Here is a 22,921-nt window from a genome sequence, read left to right as displayed (position 1 = left end):
GCCAGAATCGATCTGAAAAGAAAAAAGAAACTGCCCTTCATGCCTCGGAGACCTAAAAAAATCCTATTCACGAATACTCATGAATAGGATTGGTGTTTTAAAACTTTAGACATACAGGATTTGGAACAGAAATATCCTTTTGCAAGGGTGTTAGCTTCCCTGTTTCAGCATCTCTCTTATACAAAACAAGATTGCTTGAATTTTGGTTTGAGGCAAGTAAAAATTGATTTGTCGGGTCAAGGACAAAGTCCCTTGGCCAGTCGCCCTCGGTTGATACGATTTCAACTAGCTTTATTTGGCCATTTTCCTGATTCACAGCAAAAACGGCGATGCTATTGTGCCCGCGATTGGCAGCATACACGAATTTGCCGTCTGATGAGACGTGGATCGCACTTCCCTGGTTATTTTCAACAAAATCTGATGGGATCGTTGAAATGGATTGTATCTGATCAAAGGTTCCATTTTCATAAGTTAATACAATCACTTCGGAACTGAATTCAGTCATCAGGTAAGCAATAGATGGATTTAAGGGATGAAACTCAAGATGTCTTGGACCGCTTCCCGGACGTAGTTTCAATCGATTCACTTCCGTTAAAGTCCCATCTTCATTCACACGGTATGTTAATAACAGGTCACAGCCTAATTCGACAACGGCTAAATATTCCCCATCCGGTGTCATTCCGGCATAATGTGTATGGGCTTTTTCTTGTCTTGGATCCGGGCCTGATCCTTCATGCTGGATGACTGAAACAGGAGATGATATAGCGCCATCCTGAATTAAGTATGAATCAACAGTCCCCTTATGATAATTTGTACTGAAAACGAAACGCTGCTTAGAATCGATGCTTACGTGACAAGGCGGAGATCCAGGCGAAACTTCCGAATTAATCAATTGAAGTTCTCCTGATTTTATCGAGAACGCTGCCACACCACCGTTCTCCGCTTCTTTTATGACGGAATAAAGATATTGGCGATCCTCGCTAATGTTTAAATATGTTGGATTTCCTAATTCAGCTGCAACTTTCACATCTGTTATTTCTTCAGCTTCTGTATCAAGCACAAAAGAATAGATCCCTTTACTATCCCCATTTGTATACGTCCCTATAAAACCTCTAAATTTACTCAGTCTAACCATCTCCTTACTCTTTGTTTATCGCGCAAAAGCCGTTAATCCTCGAATTTTGCCAACATTCTTAGGTTTGGATATTGTTTCTTTATATTAAAGTACTCAGAAACTCCGGCAGTGCCTATAGAAAATAAAACAGGCTTAAGCCATGTCCGCTTTCCCTATTATAGGATTTAAAGTAACCACTTGCACTCTTTCTGATTATGCCCTTGATAGAATGACTAAATTCGAGTGTATGGAAACTCCATGTCACTCGAGTATGGAAATACATAATACTAGATAATAGTGACACTGATACAGCAACTATAAAAGTTTCCCAAACTCAAAGGAATCTTGAACGAAACAGTTAATGAACGCCAAAAGCAACGTGTTAAGAAAGGGATGCTCCATATACAACACGTTAATAACTTTCACCAATAGCTAAAAAGGATGGTTGGAACCTGTTTTCAAATTGTGGGAACTCATTATTTGGACAACTATCTCTATTGGTTCGGTTTGCTCGAATTAGGAAAGGATTTAGCATTTGATATACGTCTCGAACAAATGTTTATTTCAGCGTGTTAAAAATCTAATTACACAACTGTGGAGATGTTCCGTAGTGTATAAAAAAGACCCCAAATAGAGGTCGATTTTAGCGTTTTATTTTGAAATTCTTTTTCTTCTATTCATAATATCTATAAAAACTGCTGCTAATAAGGAAAATCCCAATACAAATGACAGAATAATGATAACTACAATATCAGTAATTGGTTCATATCCTTGTGAAAGAAATAACATTTTTACATAAACCAAAGCAATACTTAATGCAGTAACAATAGAAGGTATATATTTCATAAGTTTATTGGATTTATTTTTGCTAAATCTATAAAGCAACACGGATACAAAAGTAAAAATAACTATTAAAACTGAAAATGCAATATAAACACTCATATTTTACAATGCCTCCCTTTCAAATTCTATCAGAAAATTGTTATATTTGATTATTATAAAAAACAACAATCTTTGAGAGAAGAGCCTTTCAAAATCACTAAGGGTTGCTTTTCGGATCTCAACCTTCTTTTTTTGCCTCCTGATTCCTTTGCTTTTTGAGCAGCTGCCCTACATTTCCATTAATATAATCCCTAATTAACAAGAGTTCACTGCTTTCAAAGCTATAATAGTCTTTCTCGTTGGAATAGTTATAGAGCAGTTTCTTAACTGTTTGATGCATCTCTTTTGGTAAGGATGAAAGCGCCCAGTTCCCAGCCTCCTGCTTGGATGAAATCATTCCGTCTTTTAGATACCAATACACTCTCATTAAATTTAACGTGCAATATACAGGGTTCTCGAGCACTTTATCTATACACTCTTTAAAGTCACCCATGATGGAAGAAATGTAATAGTCGCGAGGGATTGAAGGAAATATCTCTTTAATCGGTGTTCCTTCTATGCAAATACCTCGGTGAATCGTAATCGTTAAATGTGCTGCTAAATCAGGATCCTTAAGGATTTCATCGTTAATGAATTCACAAGACCCCAAAGCTAAATCCTTTTCATACCGTTCTCTCCAAAACTCGCTGTAATGAAAGTCAAACGGGCAAGGGTGTTCAAATGGCTGCAACTGTCCTTGGTTTAAAAAGCTTACTTCGACAGGAAAGGGATTTGTTGAAATGGCCAAAAATAGGCGCGCTAATAGCCCTTTATCTTCGATTCCAATACTACTATCTGTCAGAACCAAAATATCAATATCACTGTTTTTAGGATTGAAGCACCCCATTGCCAGCGATCCATGTATATAAAAGCCAATGAAATTACTTTTAATAATTTTTTTGACTTCTCCTAGAAGATGAAAAACAAATTCTTTTATCTCTGGTGAATAGGAAGTCCACTGGTCATTCAATTCCTTCCCCCCTTACATCTATTTATTAATATGATCTTACCGGTGAAATTAGATGGAGGTAATCAGGATTTCCCACAGGTTCGATTACTACCGGTCTCATCGTTCCGCTAAAACTTACCTTAATTTCATCTTCTTTTATTACTTTCAGGGCATCCATAAGAAAACTGCCGTCGAGCGAGATGCTTAAATTTGGTTCACCTTGAAGAACGTTAATTCGTTGTGTTTCTTCTATTTTTCCTATTTCACTTGAGTTAGACGATATTCTTAATTTCCTATCATCGGTAATTTCTAAGTTAACATTGTTATTTTTCCATTCACTTGCAAAAAGACAGGCTCGATCAATTCCCTTCAAAAAATCGGATGTTCCCAGTATTATTTCTGTTTTACACTCTTTTGGCAACAATGCAGAAACCTCAGGATACTTCCCTTCAATCAGCCTTGAATAAAGGGAAACAGTTTTTGTTTTAAACACGATGTAATTGTCTGTTAAAAAGATAGTGATTTGATTTCTCTCATTATTAAATAACTTGATCAACTCTGTTAGGCTTGAACTGGGAACATTAAAAGAACCTCGTACATCCGACTTTAGTGAAAGACTTCGAATCGCCAGCCGATGTGAATTTGTGGCTGCACAGGACAGGCGATTTTCTGCAAAAGACATATTTACTGCAGTAAGGATTGGCCTGGTCTCCGTTTTGGAGGCAGCAAATGCTGTTTGTTTAATCATTTCGATAAGGTCATAACAGGGAACTTCCATATTCATTGCCTCAACGATGTGCGGAAGATTTGGATATTCCTCGGAATGGAATCCATTAAGACGAGTAACAATGTCTCCGGACTTAATGGTCACTACTTGTTTTTCGTTAACCCTTACGTGTACATCACCCGGCATTTTTTTAATAATTTCATTTAAATATTTGGCAGATACAACAACACTGCCTGGTTCAACTATCTTTACTGCATTTTCACCATCAATATGTACTGGGACAATTTTTTCAATAATCATATCAGAATTACTTCCTATCAGTATGAGTCCATCTGACGTAGCAACTAGCTTTATACCCGTTAAAATTGGAAAAGGTGTTCTTGAAGATACCGCTCTTGTCACATCCGCAATCGCTCGATTAAAACTTTCATTTTGAATAACAAATTCCATACCCTGCTCACCCCATTTTCTGATAAGGGAACGTATTCGACAAAAAGGCAAGGCATACCTGCTTCCCATTGTCGATTTGTCATCTAGCGCGTTTTTTCAAAAAACTAAAAAAAGCGTTAATCCAGTTTGGATCAACGCACAATTGCTTAAATAAGCATAGGCAAGTACAGTTGCATGAACAATTTGAAGTGCAGTTGCAAATTTCTATTTTCGTGAAACATTGATTTCTTTATTTGTCAGCACCTGTAACGCGTACCTGGTATCTTCTGCAAAACAAATCGGATCGTCTATTTTTTCCCAATGGATGTACATTAAGCGAGGATCTTCAAATAGCCAGTGATTATGAAATGCAGTAACAATAATATTGCGCTCTCGCAGCCTGCTTATAAACCGGTTGAGTTCCTCCTGAAGAATGACAGTTTCACCGCTGCAGAGCGCCGTTCCATCTGGTGTTAAGGATTCAAATGTGAACATCTGCGGGATTAGCAGGAACGACCTTCCTCTCCTGCCTAATACAGTTGGATGAATATTGGTTCGTGATTTCATAACTGTACAAGCACCGTTTGTAAACGTAGTCATTCCGCCTAGTATCCTGCCAAATTCATCACAAAGCTCTTCTGGGCAATGATGTTCCCGCATTCTTCCAAAAAGTTGGCGAACCCCAACGTTTCTTTCAGTTAAAACTTCCATTGCAAACCTGACTTTCCGAGCAAATGTCAACGGTTCCTCAATCGATTCAAAATGCATAAACATGAGTCGCGGTTCTTCAAATAAAAAGTGATTATGCAACGCGGTTACAATAATTCCATTTTCCCGTAAACGGGTCATAAATGGATTAACTTCTTCCTGGAGAATGACAGTTTCCCCAAGACATAAAGCCCTCCCTTGATTGTCCATATTCTCAAATGAAAAGGCCTGGGGTACAAACATAAATGACTCGGCTCTCCGTCCGAGAACGACCGGATGGATGTTTGTCCTAGATCTAGTCGCAGTGCAAACTCCATTAATGATTGATGGAGTTGAATTTAAAATTCTAGCAAACTCTTCGCATAATTGGTTATGGACGTTATCCCTTTTTTGCACGTAATTATTCCCTCCTAATAAGTGATTTAATTCTATAATATGGAGAAGGGAGTTATTGGACAGGGCTTATTTCTCATTCTATAAACATTTATGAAGAGCCTCTTTAATAGGTTCCAATAAAAAAGGCGTTAATCCATGATCAACGCATCACATTCTTCTCACTTATTCCATTAACCCCATTAGCCGGTACTCTCGCTTAGATACTCCGCCTGTTACTGGCAGCCCATTGATTTTTTGAAATTTTTTAACCGCCCGCTCTGTGCCGTGGTCAAATATACCATCAATCGGTCCATGATAAAGCTCCATGGCCTTCAGCCTGTTCTGAACCAGCTGCACTAAATTTCCTTTAGAACCAAATGCAATGCTGCTATACTCTCTTTCACCTGAACCGGTAAGTGAACCTTCTATTACAACCTTCGTTCCAACAGCTATGAAGTTATACAAGTCTTCAACATGGTTATTGTGCATACGAATGCAGCCGCTGCTCACATTTTTTCCTATTAGTGTAGGTTTATTTGTCCCGTGAATTCCATAATCACCCCATGGAACATTTAAGCCTAGCCACCTTGTACCAAAACCTCCACCCCAGTCCTTTGATTTTTCAACAACTTTAAATGTCCCGATTGGTGTTGGGGTTTTGTCGTTTCCAGAAGCAATGGGGTATTGCTTGATTTCTTTATTCCCCTCCATAACGATAAGCTTATTCGACCAAAGGCTAATTTTTATGTATATGTCGTTTTGGCTTTTTCCATATATGGATGTATTTTGAAAGAAAAAAAAGACCGTAAGCAACATAATGCTCTTGAATAGAACCTTCAACCTTTTCCCCTCCACAACTACAGTCATACAGTATTTTTTGCGAAAGGAGGAGAAATTATGCCGTTAATAAATTTGTATTTTTATCATACTCTTGATAGATAATAGTACACATAGTCAAATGCTGAAGGAGATAACCATTTATGACTTATCAAAACAAAATTGAAAGTATACTCGGTGTTGACATACGGGTTCGATCACGGTGCTTCGTTGAGGATGTTTCGGAACATGATCCTTTTAAAAGGCCGATTATCCATAAAAAAATTAACGGACAGGTCATTTCCCCGCTTGATTTAGAAAGATTATGGAGTTGATTTTTCTTGCTAAAAGCAATCTATTTACCTTTTTGTTCTGGACCAAATTCTTTTTATTTTCTTCAGTTCATTATTATCAAAAGTTAGTTTATAAATATCTGGCATATCAAGTTCCATCCAAAAATTATATCCATAGGATTGATTGAAGTAATTCATAATAAGAACGAGTAAATTACCGTGTGTGCCTATGACAATGTTCTTGCCTTGATACGTTTCTAATACTTTTAACGTTGCCTGGATCCCACGCTTTTGGGCGGTTGCGTTCGATTCCCCGCCTTCCCATGAAAATGTGGGATCCTCCCAGACTTTTTGGATTGCTATCTCAAAATCATAGACTGGGGTAATCGACAAAAGCCGCTCTTTAAAGCCATTCTCTATGATAACTTCTTTTCCTAATGTTTCAGCAATACCCCAGACTGTTTGATGTGCCCTTTGATAGGGGCTTGATAGAACCAAATCGATTTTTTCTTCTTTAAGGAATTGGGTCACTTTTTCCGCATCTTCGAGACCTTGTTTGGATAAAGGCCTTCCCATTTCATCTGGTGTATAGAGTGAATGTGCGTGACGGACAAAATATAGATTTGATAGCAAAAACCTATCTCTCCTCCAATAATTAATTTTAACTATAAAAATTAAACTTAAGTTTTTCTTTGATTTCCGCTACTGGCGCTTCGCTTTCCACGGGCGGCCTGGAAGCCTCCTCGGCGCAAGCGCCTGCGGGGTCTCCCACTGACCTTTTCTCCCGTAGGACGTTGAATAATCTTCCCAGAGTTAGCATCGCAGGAGAAAATGCGTTTTTTGCATTTTCGAACGAGTTTCGCGCCATCCGCTTCAATCAATAAATTTTTTACATTGCGCAATTCTTTTGTTTAACTTATATAGCCCTTAATAATAATTAATTCCATAAAAAAAGCGTTTACCCTCTAAGGATAAAGATATTCAAATCGGTTATCCATACCACGAACAAAGAGCTAAAATACTCTTCTCACTGCTTAACCAATTCTTTTTTCCAAAGTTTCCACAAATGTAAAAATGCGCTAATCCTTTTGAATTAACGCACTCTTTCAGATTCTAATAAGCCATTTCAATTATTTTTTGTACTTCTTCACTTTGGTCTGGTATGTTCACTTTTTTACTGAGGAATTTATTTAACCTTAGAAATTCAGGCATCATACTTACCATAGTCTTCATTATCTCATTGGTAGTCCGGCCGCAATTCCAACTTATCAGTAAAGATAACTGCCAATCGTTTAATTGGCTTCTGTTTCCCTCAATTTTCGACCAGACACCGTAAGGGCTATCAAGATGGATGTTCATTTCCATATACCAGCCTGAAACAATAAGCCACCGAATTCGATCCAAATTTGAAAGAGCATAATAATGTTCTTCCCTCATCGCCGCTCTGTAGGTTTCATGAACAAAGGCAAGAACTTTTCCCCTCCAAAACTCAACTTCCTGCGAAGAAGGTTCGTACAGTTCATGTGAGGACAGATTGATTACTTCACTTATTAAATTATTTGGATCATGCAGTATTTCATATCCTTTTAACCATATTGAGGGTACAACTTCTTTAGGTATATGGTACCAGCTATCGATTTTTACAAAGCACTCATAATGGGTTACGACTACAGGAGAGCTTGGATGAAAGTCTTCAAAAAATAAGACGGTACCCCAGTTTCTTGCGCGATCCCTTTTCTGTCTGATGAACTCCTCTTTTTTGGAGGGCTTCACAATGATATGCAAGTCAATATCCGAATAATTGTCGTAGTTCCCTTTTGCCAACGATCCTCCCTGATAGATTGCCAAAACATTTGGGTCATTGACTAAATCGTCGAGCGCATTTTTCAAAAGAATTTCCCGATGCTTTGGCAATAATACATCTCTTTCTTCATGTCTACTTACAAATCCCACACATCTATAAACCAGCTCCTTCATTTCGGCTTACCAAAAGATTCGATATTGATCAAGAAAATCCTTCTTGCTAGCTATTTACATAAACCTATTTATTAAACTCATCACAAATTAGTTCTGAGTCCAAATAGGTCAAATCCCTTAAGTCCCATCCTCTGTTTAATAAAGTAAGGATGATATGCATCCCGAAAAAGTAACCGGCTTTTCCGTATTTGCTATCCTCGTTCATCATAAAATATTTCGCCATTCGTTCAGGAGTTAACACATTATAAAAATCATGTTTAATTTCTTGCTCAATCAAATCAAAATTATCTTTCAAGTGACTATACTGGTATGGATCCAGGAAGAGCATTTTTTGAAGAGCGGTTTCAGAAACATCCATCTGATTCATAACCAACGGAGTAAGAGTAGCTAGGCCTTCTGCAATCACAAGTTGCCCTACCGTCATTGAACGGCCATCATTCAATTCGTTTAACGTGCTAAACCGAACGAGATGATTAAATTCGTGTTGAATCAACTGCTCCACATCGATATTTACTAACCTTTCTAAACCCAAATACATAAAGGGCGCGTTGGAAGAGGAAATGGCAGTCCCGTCTATATGGCCAAATCCAACCAATGCATACACATTAAACTCTGTATTGAAATGAAAATATCTCTTACATGCTTCTACTATTTTCGTTATTTTGGCTTCATCGTGAGCTTTAACACTTTCTTCAGCAGTATTAGCCAAGCCATAAAAATTTACGTTTGGAATAATCGTCTTTCTTATGGTTTCTGCATCCGTCATATACAGATTTTCAAAAATGGCATCGAATACATGCTTGTAATTTTTATAATACTCCAGCCATGATGCATCTTTTTCCTCTTTTTGCTTCATGTTATGAATAACATGTTTAAAATCCTCAAAACCATAAATGATTTTCATTTAGTTCTCCCCATTCCAATCAGTCAATTAGTACTATTCAATTTCTAAGTTCGAAAAACCTCCCTTTTATTCACGTTTTTCCATCCAGCCTCTATACAAAGAAAAAGCGTTAACCCGATATAGGTCAACGCTTTAAATGCCTATTTTAATTTCCTGAAACATTGCGTACTACATTTGCAGAATCCGTTTTAGGCTTCTTCCAAAACCACGTTACAACAATCCCTAATGCCAGTACGATAGCGGCAAAATAGTAAGGGAAATGAATATCAATATCAAATAATATTCCGCCTAGAATTGGCCCGCTGATATTTGCTAGACTAGTGAACATCGAGTTCATTCCACCGACAAATCCTTGCTCATCCCCGGCATGATTTGAGAGATACGAGGTTATCGCAGGCCGGAACAAATCGAATCCAACAAAAACAATGAATGTCACAACTAAAATTGAAAAATACGATTGAACAACCGTCATTAAATAAACAAGAATCGCTGAAAGGATTAAGCAGTATCGAATTAGCTTGATTTCACCCCAAAGGCGAGTCAGCTTATCAAACAGAATCACTTGTGACACAGCGCCGAAAATGGCGCCACCGGTAATCGCAATTGCAATATCAAATGGGGTAAATTGAAATTTATGATCGACAAACAGGCTGAAAAACGAGTCAAATGCTGCCAGTCCAAATGAAGTAATAAAAATTAAGATAAATGCAAAAAAATATTTTTGTGAAAAAATAAGCTTGAAGCCGGAATTTGGCTTAGCAGTATGGCCAAAACGTTCTTTTTTACGGTCGGGTTCGGATAAAAATAGAATAGAAAAAAAGGCAGCAAGAGTACCAAGGCCGCCTGCAAAGAAGAACGGAACACGTGTCCCGATTTCCGCTAAAAATCCTCCTATCCCCGGACCAATAATAAAGCCGGTGCTTATCGCGGCTGACATATATCCCAATGCTTTCGGGCGAGTATCCAGTGTTGTAATATCAGCTATGAAGGCTGTAGCCGCCGGCATAATAAAAGCTGCGCTTATTCCTCCCAATATGCGGGAAACAAACAGCACTTCAATTTCTTTACCGAGCCCGAATAGAAATTCTGAGATACCGAAAATGAATAGGCCAATTACGATCATGATTTTCCTGCCGACTTTATCCACAGCTTTCCCTGCATACGGAGAAACAATTAACTGGGCAATCGCAAAGGCTGCAGTTAAATAACCTATCGTTGTCCCCGAAATGCCCAGCTCGTTCATTATAGTGGGTAAAACAGGAATAATAAGCCCATTCCCCAAAAATGCTATGAATAAATTCAATAGTAACAATCCCAGGGCAATTTTATTGTTTTTCATGTTTGCATTCTCCTTAACAGTCTCCCAATCATACTCTTTTTTATTTATAACTTCCTTGTCCATATAAAAACTGTATAGCCCAAATCGATGCCTTAAAAACAACTCAGTATTTAAGTCAATTTGTTAACTATACTTGAATTGACAAAGGTTTGCAATTTAAACAAATAGTATCTATTTCTATGGATATTGAACGGGAATAAGTAAATAAAATGAAGGGACATTCCGCAGAAAGTGTCCCTCCAAATATTCGACGTCAAGTTTCAATCTGCTTGCTTATAGAATGATTGTTCACATATGGTGACCTATCGATGATTTGTACGATTGGAAGGATGCTGTACTCAGGTTCACCATTTACAATTACGTTAAAGGGGGCAGGAGGAAATTTGGGTGGGACAATTTTAAACTGAGAAACAATTAGCAGGATTAGGACCCCTTTTATGTTCAACTTATAATCAGCCTTTAGTTTGGTTTTCTTTTATTTGTCCCCTAATTTTTTGAAGGTCCTCCAGGGATAGTTTACTAAGGGATTCTCTTATTTCTGCCTCAATCTTTTTACGGTTGTTTTCCTGATAGTCATTCCACCAAGCTTCAAGGCCCTCGGTGTTATCAAATAAATAGTTGATATCAATGACTTCAACCGTCTCATCTGACAGGTATTCCAATACTGCAGCCAACATCCGGGAGAGCTCTTCCCCTTGATCGTTCTTGTTTCCCTTTTCGGGCAACTGAACGATTTTATCCTTATCCACCGATTCTGTTTTTTGGTCGCTCTTTTTCGGCATCTGTTTGCTCCTTAAAGGTGATAGTATCACGTAGTATTCCCACTTTTCCCAGTAATACCATATATAAAAACTTGTTGGCCGGTGCCGATCCTTGGCAACTGTACTCGTGGAATCAGGCAACTGCTTGCGGCTAATTCCATAGTTTAGTGATACGTTGTTGGCTGAGCGAAAAATTAATTCCACACCAATTTAGGCTTTTTTTCATACTGTATGTTGGGGGTGAAAAAATGGCAAGAGTAGCTTATAAGGATGCGGATGTTAATTTGGTGGCTAGGATGATGAGAGCGGAAGCTGAAGGCGAAGGAAAACAGGGAATGTTATATGTGGGGAACGTCATCGTGAACCGTGTTAAAGCAGATTGTCTAGATTTCAAGGATGTAAGAACCGTTCGCCAGGTTATTTTTCATATTCAAGGTGGGAATTATTCCTTTGAAGCTGTCCAGAAGGGGAATATGTTTTATCAAAGAGCCCGGCCTGTTGAAAGAAGATTAGCAAAACAAGTCTTGGATTACTGGAGAGAACACCCTGCGAAATACTCCCTTTGGTATTTCAATCCATTCGGCCCCTGCCCTCCAACCTGGTACGATCAGCCTTTTGCTGGCCAATATAAGAACCATTGTTATTATGAACCAATCGCAGGTACCTGTGAAAGTGTTTATACAGGAGGCTAAGCATATCTAAATACTTTGGATTATTGGAAAAAGACTGCAAAAGCAAAACCTCCCTTAGGAGCAGGATTTGCTTTTTTGCAGTCTTTGTTTTAATGGGAAGTCACTTCGAACTACATCCCTTTATTATGAACGTGGTCCAAACTATCGAAAGCAAAATGACAATGGTGTTACAGATATACCATTCACTATAGTTTTTATAAAAAAATCCCCAGCTTAAAAGGGGATTTCTCCATGGTCATTCAGAACCATATTTAAAAAATCAATTTCCTCTACGATTTGTTCTTTATAAAAAGGGTCTAGACACCTATTATAGTCATTTAAAAGCCTGTGAAGTTCCCTTTTTATTAAAAAGTGTTCGTGTCTTTTCATTAAGTTTCGCCTCGCTGTAGAACCCATGTTAGTCATTTTTAAAAATACCCGCTTACATCCTACCCCAAACCCATATTCTTACACCGGCGCCATTTTTTTAAAAGGCTACCTCTCTTTAACTCTTATAAGGGAATTTCCCAAGTCGGGCTAACCTAATTTTTCGATAATTTTCATCTTTATAGACTTTTGTCCAAGCTTTTTTGCAACAGAGCCATATGTTGGTATTAAGCGGTGAAAATTACTCCATTTATAGGAGGTGAAAAAATATGAGTTATGGCGGCGGTTACGGCAGTGGTAGCTTTGCACTGTTAGTTGTTTTGTTCATTCTTTTGATCATTATCGGAGCTTCCTTTATGTCTTACTAAAAAACGAGAAGCCTATCTCCTACTTGCAGATAGGCTTTTTTGATTAAAACCAACCGATTATCATGGGGATATTATCACTGAACTTGGCTGTTATTCGCTTACCCCGCATCCATCCCTTGTCGCCCTTACATATGAATAGCTTGGATTAACGGGAGTATTTTATCTGTGCGAACTTCTTTAGTAAAGGCTATTTGGAACCTTTCGGCTAGAATTGCCCACGTTGGTGATTATAATTTAGCGAGCTCAATGAATACGGCTTCGTAGTCTTCTTTTTTGCCGGCCTTAAATTCTGTGTTCTTGTAGGTGATTACACCTTGTTTGGTGATTACGAACACAGAACGCTTAGCTACCTCTCCTTTTTCATTGAAAACATTGTACTCCTTTGTGGTTTTTTTAAACCAGTCTGACAATAGCGGAAACGGCAGGGTTCCCAAGCTAGCCGCAAAAACCCGGTGTGAATGGATATGGTCAACACTGATTGCCAGTACCTCGGCATCTAGGTCTTCAAAGCGTTTGTATTCCTCTTTCCAAGAGGTTAACTCTTTCAGTCAGCCAGGAGTAAAATCCATTCCATAAAACGCGACAACGAGGTTCTTTTTCCCTCGATAATCCCCTAGTGATATCGTTTCTTTCATTGTTGATGATAGTGAAAAATCAGGGGCTAGGTCTCCAATATGTAAAGCATTTCCCATACTGCATCCTCCTTTTAGGGGGTTTTTCCTACTAGTGTCTCCATTTTTAATTGTTTGTTTACATAAATATTTTTTAACGTTTCTTTTTCCTGCTAAAAAGAAACGTTTCATTAGCTAATAAGGAAGAATATTTCTATTCATACATAGTTGAAAAACTACACTATTTGCCGATAAGGCTGTAAAATGCCAGTTTTTATAAAAATTTGTTATAATTTGTCCTCTTAGGTTATTGTCGGAAAACCGTTAAAATTATAAACTATTTGTAAATACATAATTGGATGGTGTGGGCCCGTGGTATTCGTTAAAAACCTCTTTTTCAACCTTACACTTATCATGCTAATCATGTTCGTGTTTAACATTTGGGCTGAACGGCTTCGTACCCGGGTAAACTCTCAAATTCTAGGATTTTTGGGGTTATTCATTTCCCTGCTCGTCTGCCTCTCATTTTCAACCCGCCAGTATGATTTTTTAATTGATTTACGTCAAATCCCAATCATTATTGGCGGCTTTTATTATGGATATGGCCTGCTCCTATCCCTCCTTTCCCTCCTATTCAGGGCCTTATTTTATGGAGTTAACCAAGGCTTATGGACGATTATCCCCTTGTATAGCATAGCGGGTATTTTTTTACATTATAGTTACTCTTGGTTTAAAAGGCAGCCATATAAGAAGCGGCTTATGACCGTGTTAGGCACATCCTTAGCAATGAACCTCTTGTTTTTACTCGCGGCTTTGTTGTCAGTGGACAACTTTAGCTATTCCGAAATGAAGGTTTTAATAGAATTTTCTTTGACCCAATTAGCCGGGATAGGGATGCTTGCTTTTCTTATCGAAGAGTTGAGAAAAAATGATTTTTACCGTGAAGAAATGGCAAAGGCTCAAAAGATCGAGCTTGCAAGCCACATGAGCGCGGCCATTTCACATGAAGTGCGTAATCCTCTGACCGCAGTACGAGGATTTTTGCAGCTTGCAGCCGAGGATTCGGACATGAAAAATGCTACCAGAGGCTACATAAAAATAGCGCTAAGCGAGCTGGAAACCGCTGAAAGGGTTATTAAGAACTATTTAACCTTCGCTCAGCCTTCTTTGGATAAAAACGATAAATTCCGGGTGAGCACCGAACTCAGCCATTCAATCACTTCTCTTCAGCCGCTTGCTAATATGAATTCGGTTGAAGTCAATACCGTTTTCCATGAAGAGTCTTTTATTTATGGAGACCGCAGCAAATTCCGGCAGAGCTTCCTCAATATAATGAAGAATTCCATTGAAGCTATGCCACTCGGAGGGATTTTAAGCATACATACAGATTGCGGTCATGGCCAAGTTGCCATTAAAATTTCGGACACAGGAATTGGCATGTCTCCTGAACAAGTAAATCGTCTTGGTGAACCCTACTACTCTACGAAAGGACAGAAAGGGACTGGCCTCGGCCTGATGGTCTCTTTTAGCATTATCCGTGAAATGAATGGTGATATTGATATTTCTAGTAAGCTTGGCAAAGGGACTACGTTCACCGTTACCTTCCCTTCTGAAAAATAATGTAGGATTTTCATAGACTACTACTATATCGCATGCTTGTCTCATATGTTTGATTGTATGGGGGTGAGCGGCTTGAATTCATTCTTAAGGGGAACCATAATCCTGATTTGTGCTGCCTTTTTAGGTGAGTGCGTAGAGTTTTTTGTTAATATGCAGCTGGCTCGGGAGCTGAAGGAAGAAGGCATGGGAATTTTCATGTCCTTAATGCCGATTATCTTTTTCCTAATGATTTTGGCGACGCTCGAAATGCCGGTTTCAATTTCAAAATATATTGCGGAAAATAAACAAGATACTCATTTAAGCCTGCTGAGGCATGCCCTGAGGCTTGGGGTGCTGACAACCATTGTCCTAATTGTCCTGACAGCGGTGGCAACTGCGTTTCCTGCTGCCTTCAGTAGATTTCCCGACCATATTCAATGGCTTTTGTTCGCGCTGATCCCAATTGCAGCTTTTTCTTCAATCGCACGAGGCTACTTTATGGGCATTCAGGAAATGGGCAAAATTGCCGTTTCCAATTTTTTAAGAAAAACAGCTCAGTTACTATTGTTATTAATCGTTTTCCAGCTCTTTGACTATGACCAGGAAACCTCCTTGCTCCTGGCAATTGGAACTATGATTGGCAGCGAATTTATCGTGCTTCTTTATTTGTTCAGTTTATTTCTGATTCATATTCGGGGGCTGAGAACTGTTTCCCTATCCAAACTTTCGGGAACACAGGCCCGGCAAAAATTGTTATCAGTGTCGGTGCCGACAATGGGGCTTAGGATTTTCCATGCTTTGACCAATGCTGTCCAGCCATTCTTGATTCAGTTGGCACTCATTCGTTCAGGTTTTACGGAAGTTTCGGCAACTGAGCATTTCGGTGTACTGATGGGTGTCTCGATGAGCATAGGCTTTTTCCCTGCTTTCATTGCCCACTCATTGATGGTGACGTTAATCCCCAACGTCTCCGATGCCCATTCGCGCATGGACCAGCCAAGGCTGCATACTCTCCTGTACCAATCGATGTGGCTGACCATGCTCTACGGCGCAGTATCGGTTTTTTTCATGCATATGTTTGCTGACGAGTTGACCAGGCTGTTTTTTGCGAACTCGGCCGCACCCTTTTACCTGAAACTGCTTTGGCCTTACTTCCTGTTCCACTTTTTCATCACTCCGCTACAGGCTTTCCTGATCGGAGTAGGACTCGTAAAGGATGCGTTTTTCCATACAATTTGGGCACATGTATTTGCATTTGCCGGATTGTTCGTGCTTGGTTCAATGCCTTCCTTAAGTATGGATGGTGTGATCATCGGGCTCAACTTCGGGGCAGTATTGCAGGCGCTCCTGCATTACTTTACAGTGTGCAAACGGATAGGGGCACGGACGTTATTTTTACCGAGGAAGGTGGAGTTGTAGGGAATCTGCGAACTTACTTGGAGATTAACCGGCGAGCAAAGGGGATTAATCTACGAAACCTTTATAATAGACAAAAAAACACCTTGCCAACAAACATAACGGGTTTGGTTTTGAAGTTCAAAATTCGAATTAGCAGACACTTTAGGAGTAAAATTAGCACGCGAAATAGCTCAGAGCCAATTTGTTCTGAGCTGTTAAGCACCCTTTAAGTACATTTTTTCACAAATTTATGATTACAAGAATGCTACCCCGTTAACTTTGTTATTTTCTTAACTATATAGTTTGCATCTAACCCAACTCCACGTATGGTTGCAGAAGAAAATGACCGTTGTCCTGGAAGACCTATATAATATAGACCATAGATTGTGGTACTTACACCTTTACTGTGTAATGGTTTTCCAAATGGATCAATTGCATTTATTAGAGATGATAGATAGTTCACATTAGGACGAAAACCAGTTGCATAAATGATTGAATCCACTTTTTCTTCCCTTCCATCACCCCATATCACCCCATCTTCTGTAAACTTTTTAAACATAATTTTCCCCTCTGGATTGCCCTTTGAAATGGCTTGTTTATAAATCCCCGTATCCATAATTGAAGTATTCGTAGAGAATTTTCGACCATAAGGAAGAATATCTACCCCTGTTACTTTCAACCAAAAGTGAATGTCCTTCCCAAGAATTCTTTGGGGTTTAAATGAAATAGGATTTCGAGTGGCGATAGATACGTTTGAGACTTTTGATAATTCATAGGCAATTTGAATAGCTGAGTTACCGCCACCAACTACAATTATATTTTGATTTTTATACCCCTCTACGTTTTTGTATTGGCTAGAGTGAATTATTTGCCCTTTGTATATTTCACTTCCATCAATTTTTGGTATATTTGGACAAGAGAAAGCACCAGTAGCTGAGATGACAGTTTTTGAATAATATACATTTTCATTTTCTGATGATATTACAAAAGAGGAGCCCTCTTTTCCCACTTCTATAACTTTTTCCCCAGTTCGAATATTTAAGTTGTAATGATTAGCATATTGATTAAGATAAGAAATAACTTCATCTCTAGTGGGGTATCGATTTGGATTCCCAGGAAATTTGAGTCCTGGAAGTGATGAGTATCGTGCAGGTGAAAATAATCTTAGACTATTGTAATATTTAGTCCAAGAACCAGCAGTTTGATTACTATCTTCAAGAACAAGATACTTTAAACCCTTTTTGTGTAAGTAATACGCCGCTGCTAAACCCGCCTGACCTGCTCCTACTACAATTGAATCATATGATTTCATCAATTATTTTGCCCCTTTATATATCGCAATTCAACGATACGTTTTATCAAAAGATGAACATATAGATATTCCTATATGTTCTATTTACAGCAGTTAGTCAGTAATTGATTAAAGTCTCGCAATAACTGCATAATTTTGTTTTTATCGGTTGAATAATATACAACCTTTCCTTGCTTACGCGAAAAAAGTAAACCTGCTTTTTTTAATATCGCTAATTGTTCGGAGGCAGTGGATTGACCTATACCAACTAAATCTGCAACTTCATTTACTGTTACTTCATTTCTATCCAGAAACAGAAACATAATTTCCTGTCGCTTTTCACTTGCAAGTGCTCTAAGAAATTGATGGATTTCTCCATTTATCAATACTTAATCCTCCTTTCAATCGATTCGTTATATCGAGATTTAACGATATTTAATATATAAATAATATTTTATTTATCATCTTCTGTCAAACCCATTTTTCTTCTTCCGACTTTCATGTTGATTGCTCCTTTAAATTTTTGCCCAAAATGGGTCTAATTCGCCTAACAAAGGAAGTACCGACAGTAAGCGGTCCTAAGATCATTGAAATGACAGCCAACGCGATATAAGAACTATTTATCTTTTGAATACAAATATTTCTCCCCCCTTGACAAGTCCTTCATCACGTTTAATTCGTTTTTTCCCAAAATCCTTATTAAACTATCCTGCCATCGTTTGTTCAACCAGAAAATTAACAAAAAGGCGGTTAATCCTGCTGGGATAACGCACCCGTTTATTTAAGTGTAATTCTTCACAATCTTATTTTTATATACGCGACCCCATTTAAATTAAATAAGAACAGGAATGTATAATAGCCCTGTTCTTATTACCAATATACAATAATTACAATCAAATTTTAGGAGCTTCCATACCCATCTCAGCCCATTCCTCTTTTGATGGACCATAAAGACCTGGAACTGATAAACCAGCTTGACGCATAAGAATAGTCATTTGTCCTCTATGATGAATTTGATGTTGTATTAAAAAAAATAATAGTTCCCCCTTGGTGAATTTCTGCCCATAAATGTCCAATTCTTCTCCAAGGTTATTGTCAGACTGCTAATTTGTATGCGAATTACGTTTTTGTACGAAAACCGAACCCGTTCCAAAAACAGGGAAGGTGTTTTTTTGTTCGAATCCAATTATAAAACCGATTCAACGGAAAGATCCATTTTAGCAGATTGACGACTGCACAAATACTTATGAACCTTCCTGCCAGTCGTAATACCCGATTCGATTGCACCATCAATAAAGCCTGCCCACCCGGTTGCGTATGTTGATCCTGCCAAAAACACTGCATTTTCAGGGGTATTCCATTCCTGATGGTACGCAGTTAATTGATTTAGCTTTAGCATTGGCCATGTTTCCTTCGAAAATTGATCATTCACCCAGTCATGTCCTGTGCTTTCAACAACCTCTATGTCGGGCAGCCAAAGCTGCAAGGCTTTTTCAACTGACGCCCTGTCTTCAGGTTTCAGGATTGACGCATCTGGACCGAATCCAACTACAATGCTGTCATCGTCCACATACCGGTCCAAATGAACAGAATTTAACGGGTACCATCCCGGTGCCAGTGCATCAAATGGCTCAAGTACTCCCTTGATCCGTGCCCAAACCTTCACGCCTTTAGAAGTCTGGCCTTCCCTTGAGGAGGCCAGTTTTTCAGGAGAAAGGGCCGGCATAAATTCGATATCCTTCAATGTCGATAATGGGACAGTTGCAATGAGAGCATTTCCGTGATAGCTGGAACCCTCCGCGGTATAAACCGTTACTTGGCCAGCATCCTGTTCAACCTTTTCTACGGCCGCTGAGAGTTGGATATCTGCATTTGCATCCCCGGCGATTGCTTCAATCAGCTCTTTTGTTCCACGCTTTAGCCTGTAACTTGAAACCATCGCACTATGTGTATCCCACTTCCCTTGAGAGAAAGCCCACCAGCGGAAAATTTGTGTGATTGCCCCTTCTTCAGGAGCGCCACAATAATCCGAGGCAATCCAGCCATGCAAAATCTCGTATTCCTCCTTGCTTAGGCCGAAATCCTTCATAAACTGGGCTGCAGTAACTTTATCCAACTCTTTAAAACTATCCAATGCTAATGGCTGAAATGGCAGAGGCATATGCTTATTACTCTCGCTCATTAACCGTTCAACCGTGTTTCTAAGTTTTGCTTTAAATTCGCCATGTAAGGCTGAGTTTACTTTACCATTGGTAATATAGTACATTTTTTCAGGTGTTGGGCCTGTTACGAGTTCCAAACCGTAACGGGTGATTTCCGACCAAACAAATGGCTGATGCCAATGCACATAGGTTCCACCCATCTCCAGTTCCGTACCGAGGCGATAATCAACCCATGTCCTCCCTCCAAGACGGTCCCGGGCTTCGAGGATCAGGACCGAGTATCCCAGTGATTTCAGTTCTCTGGCAGCGGTAACTCCTGAAAAGCCGCCGCCGATTATAATGACATCGTAATGACCGGAATGATTCATCGATAGCCTCCTGTATATGAGTTAAATTTCTTCCGTCTCTACTTTTGCAGTATCCATCGGAAGTGTAACCTGTTTTCGTTTAAATTTAAGATAATAATAGCCATAACATGCAGCAATAAAGCCAAATCCCCAATAAAGCGAAGTTCGCTGTGTTGCATCAAACGCCATAAAGCCGAAAATGAACAGGCAAATAACAATACAAAGGATCGGAACAAATGGGTAGAGCCGAACCCTAAATTTCAAATCTTCCAGTTTGCCGCCATTTTTAATGAACTGCCTGCGAAAACCAATTTGAGCCACAGCAATTACCAGCCAAGTCAGTGTCCCGCCTATCCCGCTAACAGCCAGTAGAATTACAAACAGTGTATCCGCCGCAACCACGCTTGTGAGCAAAGAAAGCAGGGCAAAGCCAAGGGTAACTGCCAAGGAATATAAAGGAACTCCTCGTTTATCCAATTTGCCAAAAAGCTTTGGTGCCATTCCAGTTTCAGACAAGGAATACAAAATCCTTGTGCAAGCAAATAATCCGGTATTCCCAACTGAAAGAATCGCTGTCAAAATTACAAAATTCATGATATCAGCGGCATAAGGAATCCCCACCATATCAAATACAGTTACAAATGGGCTTTCGAGAACCCCTGCTTCTTTATACGGAACCAGGGCGGACAGGACAAATATCGCCAGAATATAGAATAAAAGAATCCTGATTACAATTGTCCGGATGGCTCGGGGGATATTTTTTTCGGGCTCTTCCGTTTCTCCTGCAGCAACACCCATAATTTCGGCACCCTGAAACGCATAAATGACTGACATCATCGAGATAAATACCCCTATCATACCGGCAGGGAGCAATCCATCACCAACAAAGTTACTCAAGTATGGAGTAGGTTCGCTGTCGAGACTAATCAATCCGAATACTGCAGACAAACCAATAATAATGAATAAAATGACTGCAAAAACTTTGATGCCGGCAAACCAGTATTCCGTCTCGGCAAACGCTTTTGTAGCCAGAGCATTAATTCCGAACAATAAAACAACAAAAATTGCGCTCCAAATCCATGTTGAAACGTCTGGAAACCATCGTTTCATCAAAACTGCTGCGGCAACAAACTCAAGCCCGACATACATCGCCCAGCTAAGCCAATACACCCAGCCGATCACAAAGCCTGTTGCCGGGCCAATAAATTTTGTTGCGTGAGCCTGGAACGATCCTGAAACCGGCATGAATACAGAAAGTTCTCCAAGACAGACCATCGCCAAATACATCAGCAGCCCGCCAACCAAATAAGCAAGGATCGCACCAAGCGGCCCTGCCTCGCCAATCGCATAGCCTGAGCCGAGAAACAGTCCTGTACCGATAATTCCACCCAGTGACATCATAAAGAGGTGTCTGCTTTTCATTGCCCGCTTTAATGATGGCTGGCTTGGTTGATTCGTTGACATCCTATCACCTAGCTTCCTCTTTAAATAAATGGTTTTGTTTTGGAATCGCTTACATATTGTTTAAAAAAGTGATATTCTCTTTTGGATTAAATCGCAGCTGATGGGTCTTTTGCCAGCGGAAGGATGGTTTCAAGGTCTTTTTGCAAGATTAAATGGAAGTGATGAACGAGATTTTCAGTTAAAGAGAATCTTCCCTGCGTATAGGCGCCCGTTTCCAAGCCCTTTTGAACCACCTCGCAAATATCCAGGTCCTCTTTTCTCACAAGGTCATCCATTTTAAGCAGCTCTTCTTCTTCCTCTGTCATTTCATCCTGCATGAAAAAAGTTGTATAGACATACTTGGTTGTTTTATGGTCAATTGGAATCGATTGATGAATGGATAAATTGGCCGGGCCAGGATCAAACGAAAACCATGTATTCGGATAAAGCCAATAATACCTGCCCCCTTCTCCCATTCCAAAGTCTGACCCCTTCCCTTTTAGCGGTGTGCCTTGATAGGAATAATAGTCGTACATCTCCATTTCGTATTGTTTCATATCAAGTTTGGAAACGAGTGTCTTATGGACAAGTGAGCAATGGTCGCATTCCAGATAGTTATCAATGCCTACTTTCCAGTTGGACCGACATATTGTTTCCTTCACACGGGTGCGCTTTAAGTTGCCAAGGCCGAATTTCTCAGTATGCTTGAATAGGTTTGGGAATTGGCTTTTCATAGATGGGGCGTTTGGATCTAGATTTATAAAGACGAATGAGTGGACGATTTCTGTTTTAATTGTTTTTAAACAAAAATCTTCATGGTGGAAGTTCTCGCAGCCACCCATATTTGGTGCCCTAAGAAGAGAACCGTCATTGCGGTAGGACCAGGCATGATATGGACATGTAAATACAGCTTTATTACCTTCCCCTTCCACGAGTTTTGCGGCCCGATGTGAGCAAACATTATAAAATGCCCGGATAACCCCATCCGAACCCCGATTTACAATAATTGGTTTTCCTGCTATTTCCGCTGTTATAAAATCCCCGGGTTTATCCAACTGGCTTAAGTGTGCTACATACTGCCATGTCCTGCCAAAAATTGCTTCCTTTTCCACTTTCAGAACTTCCGGATTTGTATACAGCCACGAAGGCAGTGTATGGGCTTCACTCAGTTTTTCACTTACTCTGAAATCCTTTCCATCCATGATTTTCCCTCCTTTTTTCAACTTGTTGATAATGAGATTATTATATGGTATAAATATTCTGAATAGTATGTATAATTCAACCAAAAAACAAAAATGGCAGCTTATCATTTTTGTTTCTTTTTACTAAAA

The 22,921-nt window shown here is 39.3% G+C and carries 22 protein-coding genes and 2 pseudogenes; 6 read left to right on the top strand and 18 right to left on the bottom strand.

Features of this window, described 5'->3' with window-relative positions:
* Positions 1-97: 97 nt before the first annotated feature.
* Positions 98-1,135 carry a lactonase family protein gene (locus tag A8F94_RS23875; RefSeq protein ID WP_302621330.1) on the bottom strand — a complete coding sequence of 346 codons (1,038 nt, stop codon included), beginning with the start codon at positions 1,133-1,135 and terminating at the stop codon, positions 98-100.
* A 300-nt stretch (positions 1,136-1,435) separates the two neighbouring features.
* Here A8F94_RS23875 and A8F94_RS26290 point away from each other — a divergent pair.
* A pseudogene (locus tag A8F94_RS26290) lies at positions 1,436-1,690 on the top strand (IS1595 family transposase); the annotation flags it as partial.
* Positions 1,691-1,765: 75 nt separating this feature from the next.
* On the opposite strand, the gene A8F94_RS23870 reads toward A8F94_RS26290, so the two are convergent.
* The 5 genes from A8F94_RS23870 to A8F94_RS23850 all read right to left on the bottom strand — a co-directional run bounded on the left by A8F94_RS23870 (position 1,766) and on the right by A8F94_RS23850 (position 6,063).
* Entirely contained in the window at positions 1,766-2,056 is a 291-nt protein-coding gene (locus A8F94_RS23870; RefSeq protein WP_066206806.1) for a hypothetical protein, read from the bottom strand.
* Between the two features lie 118 nt (positions 2,057-2,174).
* Positions 2,175-3,005 carry an aminoglycoside adenylyltransferase domain-containing protein gene (locus A8F94_RS23865; RefSeq protein WP_077247897.1) on the bottom strand — a complete coding sequence of 277 codons (831 nt, stop codon included), beginning with the start codon at positions 3,003-3,005 and terminating at the stop codon, positions 2,175-2,177.
* A gap of 25 nt (positions 3,006-3,030) precedes the next feature.
* Entirely contained in the window at positions 3,031-4,161 is a 1,131-nt protein-coding gene (gene dnaN, locus A8F94_RS23860; RefSeq protein ID WP_066206802.1) for a DNA polymerase III subunit beta, read from the bottom strand.
* A 204-nt stretch (positions 4,162-4,365) separates the two neighbouring features.
* A complete protein-coding gene (locus tag A8F94_RS23855) occupies positions 4,366-5,244 on the bottom strand; it encodes a DUF1259 domain-containing protein (protein WP_066206799.1) in 879 nt (292 codons plus the stop codon).
* 162 nt (positions 5,245-5,406) lie between these two features.
* Positions 5,407-6,063, bottom strand: a complete 657-nt coding sequence (locus A8F94_RS23850; RefSeq protein ID WP_175384510.1) for a L,D-transpeptidase family protein — start codon at positions 6,061-6,063, stop codon at positions 5,407-5,409.
* Between the two features lie 140 nt (positions 6,064-6,203).
* On the opposite strand from A8F94_RS23850, the gene A8F94_RS26005 reads away from it, so the two are divergent.
* Positions 6,204-6,374, top strand: coding sequence for a hypothetical protein (locus A8F94_RS26005; RefSeq protein WP_175384509.1), 171 nt, complete (start codon positions 6,204-6,206; stop codon positions 6,372-6,374).
* Positions 6,375-6,398: 24 nt separating this feature from the next.
* On the opposite strand, the gene A8F94_RS23845 is transcribed toward A8F94_RS26005, so the two are convergent.
* The 5 genes from A8F94_RS23845 to A8F94_RS23825 form a co-directional block, all read right to left on the bottom strand.
* Positions 6,399-6,965, bottom strand: a complete 567-nt coding sequence (locus A8F94_RS23845) for a histidine phosphatase family protein (protein ID WP_066206794.1) — start codon at positions 6,963-6,965, stop codon at positions 6,399-6,401.
* A gap of 480 nt (positions 6,966-7,445) precedes the next feature.
* A complete protein-coding gene (locus tag A8F94_RS23840) occupies positions 7,446-8,246 on the bottom strand; it encodes a nucleotidyltransferase domain-containing protein (protein ID WP_254660936.1) in 801 nt (266 codons plus the stop codon).
* A 127-nt stretch (positions 8,247-8,373) separates the two neighbouring features.
* Positions 8,374-9,213 (bottom strand): DUF2268 domain-containing putative Zn-dependent protease, encoded by an 840-nt coding sequence (locus A8F94_RS23835; protein WP_066206786.1) that lies wholly within the window; start codon positions 9,211-9,213, stop codon positions 8,374-8,376.
* A 145-nt stretch (positions 9,214-9,358) separates the two neighbouring features.
* Positions 9,359-10,552 carry an MFS transporter gene (locus A8F94_RS23830; protein WP_066206784.1) on the bottom strand — a complete coding sequence of 398 codons (1,194 nt, stop codon included), beginning with the start codon at positions 10,550-10,552 and terminating at the stop codon, positions 9,359-9,361.
* A gap of 452 nt (positions 10,553-11,004) precedes the next feature.
* Positions 11,005-11,334, bottom strand: a complete 330-nt coding sequence (locus A8F94_RS23825; protein WP_066206782.1) for a hypothetical protein — start codon at positions 11,332-11,334, stop codon at positions 11,005-11,007.
* Positions 11,335-11,561: 227 nt separating this feature from the next.
* On the opposite strand from A8F94_RS23825, the gene A8F94_RS23820 reads away from it, so the two are divergent.
* Both A8F94_RS23820 and A8F94_RS25275 read left to right on the top strand, forming a co-directional pair.
* Entirely contained in the window at positions 11,562-12,005 is a 444-nt protein-coding gene (locus A8F94_RS23820) for a cell wall hydrolase (RefSeq protein WP_066206779.1), read from the top strand.
* Positions 12,006-12,640: 635 nt separating this feature from the next.
* Entirely contained in the window at positions 12,641-12,739 is a 99-nt protein-coding gene (locus tag A8F94_RS25275) for a YjcZ family sporulation protein (RefSeq protein WP_077247896.1), read from the top strand.
* 227 nt (positions 12,740-12,966) lie between these two features.
* On the opposite strand, the gene A8F94_RS25270 is transcribed toward A8F94_RS25275, so the two are convergent.
* Positions 12,967-13,431, bottom strand: coding sequence for a redoxin domain-containing protein (locus tag A8F94_RS25270; protein WP_302621329.1), 465 nt, complete (start codon positions 13,429-13,431; stop codon positions 12,967-12,969).
* A gap of 291 nt (positions 13,432-13,722) precedes the next feature.
* On the opposite strand from A8F94_RS25270, the gene A8F94_RS23810 reads away from it, so the two are divergent.
* Positions 13,723-14,970 carry a sensor histidine kinase gene (locus tag A8F94_RS23810; RefSeq protein ID WP_077247893.1) on the top strand — a complete coding sequence of 416 codons (1,248 nt, stop codon included), beginning with the start codon at positions 13,723-13,725 and terminating at the stop codon, positions 14,968-14,970.
* Positions 14,971-15,042: 72 nt separating this feature from the next.
* The gene (locus A8F94_RS23805) at positions 15,043-16,368 is read left to right on the top strand and encodes an oligosaccharide flippase family protein (protein ID WP_066206773.1); all 1,326 of its coding nucleotides are present in this window, start codon (positions 15,043-15,045) and stop codon (positions 16,366-16,368) included.
* Positions 16,369-16,612: 244 nt separating this feature from the next.
* Here A8F94_RS23805 and A8F94_RS23800 read toward each other — a convergent pair whose 3' ends face one another.
* From A8F94_RS23800 to A8F94_RS23775, 6 genes and pseudogenes are all read right to left on the bottom strand, one after another.
* Positions 16,613-17,659 carry a flavin-containing monooxygenase gene (locus tag A8F94_RS23800; RefSeq protein WP_077247892.1) on the bottom strand — a complete coding sequence of 349 codons (1,047 nt, stop codon included), beginning with the start codon at positions 17,657-17,659 and terminating at the stop codon, positions 16,613-16,615.
* Between the two features lie 80 nt (positions 17,660-17,739).
* A complete protein-coding gene (locus A8F94_RS23795) occupies positions 17,740-18,024 on the bottom strand; it encodes an ArsR/SmtB family transcription factor (RefSeq protein ID WP_066206767.1) in 285 nt (94 codons plus the stop codon).
* A 507-nt stretch (positions 18,025-18,531) separates the two neighbouring features.
* A pseudogene (locus A8F94_RS23790) lies at positions 18,532-18,738 on the bottom strand (DinB family protein); the annotation flags it as partial.
* An 86-nt stretch (positions 18,739-18,824) separates the two neighbouring features.
* Positions 18,825-20,168, bottom strand: a complete 1,344-nt coding sequence (locus A8F94_RS23785) for a flavin monoamine oxidase family protein (RefSeq protein WP_066206764.1) — start codon at positions 20,166-20,168, stop codon at positions 18,825-18,827.
* Between the two features lie 21 nt (positions 20,169-20,189).
* Positions 20,190-21,611 (bottom strand): amino acid permease, encoded by a 1,422-nt coding sequence (locus tag A8F94_RS23780; RefSeq protein WP_066206760.1) that lies wholly within the window; start codon positions 21,609-21,611, stop codon positions 20,190-20,192.
* Positions 21,612-21,697: 86 nt separating this feature from the next.
* A complete protein-coding gene (locus A8F94_RS23775) occupies positions 21,698-22,792 on the bottom strand; it encodes an aromatic ring-hydroxylating oxygenase subunit alpha (RefSeq protein ID WP_066206757.1) in 1,095 nt (364 codons plus the stop codon).
* Positions 22,793-22,921: the final 129 nt, after the last annotated feature.

Source organism: Bacillus sp. FJAT-27225 (assembly GCF_001685025.1).
In the GTDB taxonomy this organism is placed as follows: domain Bacteria; phylum Bacillota; class Bacilli; order Bacillales; family Cytobacillaceae; genus Bacillus_D.
The sequence above is the reverse complement of the archived record's forward strand: the minus strand, read 5'-3'. Positions and strand labels throughout refer to the sequence as shown.

Excerpts from the sequence above, each read along its gene's own strand:
- A8F94_RS23875 (WP_302621330.1), bottom strand. The coding sequence starts at position 1,135 with ATGGTTAGACTGAGTAAATTTAGAGGTTTTATAGGGACGTATACAAAT.
- A8F94_RS23870 (WP_066206806.1), bottom strand. The coding sequence starts at position 2,056 with ATGAGTGTTTATATTGCATTTTCAGTTTTAATAGTTATTTTTACTTTT.
- dnaN (WP_066206802.1), bottom strand. The coding sequence starts at position 4,161 with ATGGAATTTGTTATTCAAAATGAAAGTTTTAATCGAGCGATTGCGGAT.
- A8F94_RS26005 (WP_175384509.1), top strand. The coding sequence starts at position 6,204 with ATGACTTATCAAAACAAAATTGAAAGTATACTCGGTGTTGACATACGG.
- A8F94_RS23835 (WP_066206786.1), bottom strand. The coding sequence starts at position 9,213 with ATGAAAATCATTTATGGTTTTGAGGATTTTAAACATGTTATTCATAAC.
- A8F94_RS23830 (WP_066206784.1), bottom strand. The coding sequence starts at position 10,552 with ATGAAAAACAATAAAATTGCCCTGGGATTGTTACTATTGAATTTATTC.
- A8F94_RS23825 (WP_066206782.1), bottom strand. The coding sequence starts at position 11,334 with ATGCCGAAAAAGAGCGACCAAAAAACAGAATCGGTGGATAAGGATAAA.
- A8F94_RS23820 (WP_066206779.1), top strand. The coding sequence starts at position 11,562 with ATGGCAAGAGTAGCTTATAAGGATGCGGATGTTAATTTGGTGGCTAGG.
- A8F94_RS25275 (WP_077247896.1), top strand. The coding sequence starts at position 12,641 with ATGAGTTATGGCGGCGGTTACGGCAGTGGTAGCTTTGCACTGTTAGTT.
- A8F94_RS23800 (WP_077247892.1), bottom strand. The coding sequence starts at position 17,659 with ATGAAATCATATGATTCAATTGTAGTAGGAGCAGGTCAGGCGGGTTTA.
- A8F94_RS23785 (WP_066206764.1), bottom strand. The coding sequence starts at position 20,168 with ATGAATCATTCCGGTCATTACGATGTCATTATAATCGGCGGCGGCTTT.
- A8F94_RS23780 (WP_066206760.1), bottom strand. The coding sequence starts at position 21,611 with ATGTCAACGAATCAACCAAGCCAGCCATCATTAAAGCGGGCAATGAAA.
- A8F94_RS23775 (WP_066206757.1), bottom strand. The coding sequence starts at position 22,792 with ATGGATGGAAAGGATTTCAGAGTAAGTGAAAAACTGAGTGAAGCCCAT.